The organism is Saccharomonospora saliphila YIM 90502 (assembly GCF_000383795.1).
GTDB classification, from domain to species: Bacteria; Actinomycetota; Actinomycetes; order Mycobacteriales; family Pseudonocardiaceae; genus Saccharomonospora; species Saccharomonospora saliphila.
Map to the genome: position 1 here is coordinate 25,550 of NZ_KB912641.1, position 4,453 is coordinate 30,002.

Here is a 4,453-nt window from a genome sequence, read left to right on the forward strand (position 1 = left end):
GACCAATGGCAAGACCACGACGGTGTCGATGCTCGAATCGATCCTGCGTGAGGCCGGGCGCGATGCCGTGGCGTGCGGCAATGTCGGGTTCGCGGTGCTCGACGCCGTGCTGGACCAGGTGACCTCGGTGGAGGACTCCCTGGCCTACGCGCGGCGTGCCAGGGCGCACGCCCGAGCCCTTGTCCGTTTCGAGATCGGTGGTGAGGGCCACGCGATGCTGCGCCGACCCGCGCTGTGGCACCGGCTGGCCGCCGACGTCGCGCTCCAGACCACAGGGCTGGTGCCCGAGCGGGCGCCGCTGGCACGCCTGTGGGCGGCGTCCGGGGACGACGCGGTGCGTGTCCCGCTGTGAGCACCGGGAGTTGGGTGTTGCCCCGGTCGGGTGGTCGACACAACCGGAACCGGGGACCACGCGTCCTCCCGGGTGAGGCATGCGGTTAGGTGTAGCCGCGACAGGGCCGAGGCGGAGCAGGAGACGCGTGATGACCTACGGACAGCACGGCGGGCAGCAGGGCGGGCACCGGCCGCCACCCCCGGGCCGTCGGCCACCGCCGCGAGGCCCCCGGCAGCACCAGCGTGCGCAGATGATGCCGGTGCCCGGCAGTGACCGCGCCCGGCACGCACCGGGCCGCCCGCAACAGCCGACACGGGTAGCGCCGCAGCCACCCCGGCAGCCGCCGCCCGAGGGCGGGCGTCCACGGGGGCAGCGGCCGAGACGTCGGCGCTTCTCGTTCGGCAAGGTCGCGTTGAGCCTGCTGATGGTCGTCGTGCTGCTCCTGGCGGGGGTGTGGACCTACCTGGAGTTCTCGATCAACCGGATCGACGCGCTGCCCGGTGACTACGACGGCAGGCCCGCCGCGGCCGAGGGCACCAATTGGCTGATCGTGGGCTCGGACTCCCGGGAGGGGCTCGACGCCGACCAGCAGTCGGAGTTGTCCACCGGCGACACCGGGGGCAAGCGCACCGACACCATCATGATCGCCCACATCCCGGACAACGACACGCCCGCGACGCTGTTGAGCCTGCCGAGGGACTCCCGGGTGCCGATCCCCGGACACGGCGTCAACAAGATCAACGCCGCGTTCTCGTTCGGGGGCGCGCCGTTGCTCGCCCGGACCGTCGAGCAGGCCACCGGACTGCGCCTCGACCACTACGCCGAGATCGGGTTCGGCGGTTTCGCCGGCATCGTCGACGCGGTCGGCGGGGTCGAGATGGACATCCCGGAGCGGATGCACGACACCAAGACCGGCATCACGATCCCCCAGGGCACGCAGACTCTCGACGGGCGGCAGGCACTCGGGTTCGTGCGCATGCGCTACAGCGAGGCCACACCGCGCTCGGACCTCGACCGCGTCGCCAACCAGCGCCGGTTCATCGGCGCGCTGGCCAGTGAGATCGCCAGCCCCGCGACCCTGCTCAATCCGTTCGCCACGGTCCCGTTGATCGGCGGTGTGGCCGACGCGCTCATCCTGGACACCGACGACCATCTGCACCACCTGCTCGGCTTGGCCTGGGCCATGCGGGGGATCGGGGACGGCGGGGTGGTCACCACCACCGTGCCCGTGACCTCGGCCTCGGCCGAGCAGTGGGACCCGGGCCGGTCCGAGGCCCTGTTCGAGGCGCTGCGCGGCGACACACCGATCCCGGAGAGCCTGATCACCCAGTGACGGCCGTGGGTGGTCGCGGGCGGCGTGCCGTCAGCGCGCCGCCCGCGACCGCAGCAGGTCCAGTGCGCGGTCGGCGTGGACCGACATGCGGAACTCGCTGCGGATGACGCCGAGCACCGTGCGATCGGTGTCGAGCACGAAGGTGTGGCGTTTGGTCCGCAGCGGGCCGATCGGGCGGCGCACGCCGAACAGCGCGGAGACCTCGCCGTCGCCGTCGGACAGCAACGGGAAATCCACGCCGTGGGTGTCGGCGAATCGTCGCTGTGTGGTGACGGGGTCGGCGCTGATGCCGACACGCTGGGCGCCGACCTCGGCGAACTCGGTGGCGAGGTCGCGGAAGTGGCAGGTTTCCGCGGTGCACCCCGGGGTCATCGCCGCGGGGTAGAAGAACAGCACGACCGGGCCGTTTCGCAGGAAGTCGGACAGTCGGCGTTTTCTGCCGCGGTCGTCGGGCAGTGTGAAGTCCGGCGCGTGTTCTCCCTGCTTCATCGGTGTCATGATCGCGCGTCGTGTCCGGGACCGGACAGCAGGGCCCGGAGGCCGTCGATGTCGACCTCCTCGCCGAACTGCTTGCCGCGCCCGGCCACGACGCCGAGCGCGCGCAGCCGTTCGGCCTGCTCGGCGGTGTGCACGCCGTCGGCGCCGACCCGGCCGATGCCGAGTGAGGCCGCCTGGTCGAGCAGCGCGGACACGTGCCGCTGGGCGCGGGCGGCGGCGTCGGTGTCGGCGCCCAGCGCGTCGACCAGCGGGCCGCAGAGGATGACGAACCCGACGGGCAGGTGGTGGGTGCGCACGAGGTCGAGGTCGGCCGTGCCTGCCACCGCCAGGGTGACCTTGACGTCCAAATCCGCCAGCACCGACAGGGTCTCCAGCACCTCACCGCGCGGGTCGGACACCGCAGCGCTGTCGGTGCAGATCCGGAGCCGGCCCGCGGGCATGCCGGTCTCCCGGAGCCGGGTGCGGACCATGCGCACGAGGTTCGGGTCGATGGCGAACCGGGTGGGCAACCGCACGCACAGGTCCGGAGCGGTGTCGAACTCGTCGTGCCAGGCCGCCGCGTCGGTCATCGCGCGGGTGAGCAGGAAGTCGCCGAGGGCCGCTGTCATGCCCGTGGTGTCGGCCAGCGCGCCGAACTCGTCCGGCCCGAGCAGTCCGTACTCGGGGTGGTTCCAGCGCAGGACCGCGTTGACCACGGCGACCCGGTCGTCGTGGAAGGTGACGGTCGGTTCGTAGTGCACCGTGAACTCGCCGTTCTCGAGCCCGCCGCCGATGCCCGCGCCGATCGCGTACCGGCGCCGGTCCTGTTCGTCCAGGTCGCTCTCGAAGAGCATCCACTGAGCCTTGCCGTTCTCCTTGGCCCGGTGCAGCGTGATCTCGGCGGCGCGTTGCAGGTCCTCCCGCGTGCGCCCCGAGGGCCGGGTCACCACGATCCCGACGCTGACCCCCACACCGACGCCCGTGCCGTCCACGTAGACGGGTTCGGCCAGCTCGGCGGTCGCGTCCTCCACCAGGTCGATGATCTCGGCGCTGGTGAACTCGCCGCGCATCAGGACGGCGAAGCCGTCGCCGGAGAGCCGCGCGACGACGGGGTCGTGCACGGCGAACTGCCGCTCCAGCTTCCGGGCCACGTGCTGGAGCACGTAGTTCCCCGCGCCGGGGCCGAGACCGTCGTTGACGACCCTGAAGCCGTCGATGTCGAGGTAGACCAGCGCGATCCGGGCGGCCTCACCGGCACCGAGCGTGGTGTCGATCTGGTTGTCGAAGTGGTAGGAATTGGGCAGGCCGGTCAGCGGGTCCCGCGTGTTTTGCTTACGCAGGGTCTCACTGAGCAGGTCGAACTCGCTCAGGTCCTCGACGAGCAGCACCGGGTGGTCACTGCCCTCCGTGTCACCCGTGAGCGCGGTCACGGTCACCCGCACGCGCCTGGGTTCGTCCCGGGCGTGGCGGACGGTCAGCCGCTCACGGCGTGGTCTGCGCGCGGGCAGTGCGAGCCGCTCGACGGCGTCTGCGAGGGTCGCCGCGTCGGCGTCCGAGGCGGCGAGCGCGGACAGTGGGCGCCCTTCGAGGTCGGCGGCGCCGAACCCGAGCAGGTGAGTCAGCGCCGGGTTGACGTCGCGGATGACGCCGTCCGGGTCGCACAGCACCATGCCGACGGGGGAGACGGAGTAGAGGTCGGTGAACCGGCGGGTGGCGGCGTCGGCCGCCCGCCGGGCGTGCCCGTCGGCCTCGCGGGCGACCGAGAGCAGGACCTGTTCGAGGGTGTCGCGGTCCACGGTGACGCGCTCGTGCGGCGCACCGTCCACGTCGGAGGGCGCGAGAGGGCCCGGGTTCCCGGCGTGTGTGTCGATGAGGTGGGCCGCCCACCGGTGCGCGACGTCGGCAGGGTCGGGTGAGTCACCAGGATGGGGCACGCTCCACCTCACACGCTCGTGCTGTCCAGTCGTTGATGCCCTCCGCTCCTTTCGCCGATCGGGCTGTCCCACGGGCGCGGACACACTCGGCCCCTCGTCGCGGCTCTGCCACCGCACCATGTGGTGCTGATCATGTCCAGCGCCTGGAAGGGTCATTAGTTCACTCGTTCGTGGACCGCTGACGCTACGGTCGGTAGTCCTGCGTGGTCCGTCGCCGGGCGCGGTCGGACGGGAACCCGTCGACGGGCACGGACGACGAGACGTAGCCCCAGCGGACCCGATAGCCGGAGAATACCGGCCGCGCGTCCCGGCGCGCCATCGCCCGGGAGTGGCCGGCTCCGCCCGCGCGGGCCGAGCCGGCACGACACGGGAGCG

The 4,453-nt window shown here is 72.1% G+C and carries 4 protein-coding genes and 1 pseudogene; 2 read left to right on the forward strand and 3 right to left on the reverse strand.

Going from position 1 to position 4,453, the window contains the following annotated elements; translation table 11 throughout:
* A pseudogene (locus SACSA_RS25880) lies at positions 1 to 352 on the forward strand (hypothetical protein); the annotation flags it as partial.
* Between the two features lie 406 nt (positions 353 to 758).
* Complete coding sequence (locus SACSA_RS0107785; protein WP_048876551.1) at positions 759 to 1,667, forward strand: LCP family protein; 909 nt, start codon at positions 759 to 761, stop codon at positions 1,665 to 1,667.
* Between the two features lie 30 nt (positions 1,668 to 1,697).
* Here SACSA_RS0107785 and SACSA_RS0107790 read toward each other — a convergent pair whose 3' ends face one another.
* The 3 genes from SACSA_RS0107790 to SACSA_RS26695 all read right to left on the reverse strand — a co-directional run.
* Complete coding sequence (locus SACSA_RS0107790) at positions 1,698 to 2,156, reverse strand: peroxiredoxin (RefSeq protein ID WP_028661663.1); 459 nt, start codon at positions 2,154 to 2,156, stop codon at positions 1,698 to 1,700.
* Positions 2,157 to 2,161: 5 nt separating this feature from the next.
* On the reverse strand, positions 2,162 to 4,078 hold the full coding sequence (locus SACSA_RS0107795) for an EAL domain-containing protein (RefSeq protein WP_019814820.1): 1,917 nt from the start codon (positions 4,076 to 4,078) through the stop codon (positions 2,162 to 2,164).
* A gap of 184 nt (positions 4,079 to 4,262) precedes the next feature.
* A partial coding sequence (locus SACSA_RS26695) for a hypothetical protein (protein WP_232212879.1) occupies positions 4,263 to 4,453 on the reverse strand: 191 nt, incomplete at its 5' end.

Bases quoted from the DNA above. Each gene is read 5' to 3' on its own strand.
- SACSA_RS0107785 (WP_048876551.1), top strand. From the start codon at position 759: ATGGTCGTCGTGCTGCTCCTGGCGGGGGTGTGGACCTACCTGGAGTTC.
- SACSA_RS0107790 (WP_028661663.1), bottom strand. From the start codon at position 2,156: ATGAAGCAGGGAGAACACGCGCCGGACTTCACACTGCCCGACGACCGC.